The organism is Marinobacter sp. MBR-105 (genome assembly GCF_053628895.1).
The window spans coordinates 1-1241 of record NZ_JBRJHG010000060.1 but is presented as its reverse complement, the minus strand read 5'-3'; the positions used below and the strand labels follow the sequence as shown (position 1 = coordinate 1241).

The following is a 1241-nucleotide window of genomic DNA, read 5'->3' as shown; positions in this document are numbered from 1 at the left end:
AAATCGAAGTAGTGATGTTCATGTATTCTCCTGAAGAGTCTATTCGTTTTGACTACATGACTGAGATAACCGGCCAGACTGCAAGCGCATAACGCCAGCGCACAACGGCGCCCTTGCAATGGAGGCGCAGCCGCAATGAAAAGGGCGTCCGGCGGCCGCAGGCCGCGAATTGATGCGCCTTGTTATGTTTTACTTGAAATGGCCGTAAACGCCCCAGCCACGACCAGTTATGCCCAGATTCACCAGCAAGTCAGCCTCTTGCTTGCCCACAAAGTCTGGATTTTCTGACTCCCAGATTTTGCGTTTAATGTACTTGGCCCAGACTTTTTCAAACTGACTTTCCGGATTTTTGTTTCCATTACAAACCTCGACGAAGCGCTCTTGGGCTGGTGTTTCAGGACTAATTGCCCCGCGCATGAGAGCTGCAAGCCACGAGCCGTATGTGACCAACAGCTCGATCTCGTCCTCGGAAAAGAGTGTATCGGGCACGTTGGGCTGAAACTCCATTTTCCGATATTTCATGTGCTCTGCTGAAGCCACTGATCACTCCAGGAAACATAACGCAAAGCTAAGCGGCGGCCCGTAAGGGACGTCCGGTGGACGGCCCCTAGGCCGGAAACGTACTTGAGCGACTGGTTAAAATTCATCAAGGCACGCTGCTTATTAAAAGACGGAACCCCTGCATATCGATAGCAAATATCACTAGCATTGATACCATCGCTACAGGTGCGCTGTATTTACATAAGTAGAATAGAGGTTTAATCAATACTATTGAATAGGAAAATATTATTACGAAATAAAATATAGCCAAAAGCGGCCCCACCAGCAAGATACTTTGGCTAGCCACAAGCGGCTTGGCAGAAAATATTAGAATTGCCATAAACAACCCCATGCTGGCCATATTTCCGTAGTGAGAGAGAATGGCCTCCATCAGCTTTTGGTTTTGAATCCGATCTATTTCTATATCAATAACTCTACCTAAAATATTCTCTACGTTTAGATTTTTTCTGACAGCAAGATAGTAGGTTATTGCAATGAGAATTAGGTTGCCAAATAATAGAAAATACCAGTATCCAACTCGTTTATCCCAAGCATCAGGCCATGGGCTTTCATACACTGCAGAAAACAACAAATAGAAAACGACAGCTAAGGAGGCTCTGAATAAGTCTCCAAAATCAGCGATAATACGGCCATCGTCAATCGCATAGGATCGTTGCCAGCATGGATCAGATCACCTTCTC

2 protein-coding genes are annotated in these 1241 nt (G+C 46.0%); both read right to left on the bottom strand.

Features of this window, described 5'->3' with window-relative positions:
• Positions 1-189: 189 nt before the first annotated feature.
• A complete protein-coding gene (gene maoP / locus ACSSVV_RS20995; RefSeq protein ID WP_100687638.1) occupies positions 190-540 on the bottom strand; it encodes a DUF413 domain-containing protein in 351 nt (116 codons plus the stop codon).
• 106 nt (positions 541-646) lie between these two features.
• Entirely contained in the window at positions 647-1117 is a 471-nt protein-coding gene (locus ACSSVV_RS20990; RefSeq protein WP_454106973.1) for a hypothetical protein, read from the bottom strand.
• Positions 1118-1241 lie beyond the last annotated feature (124 nt).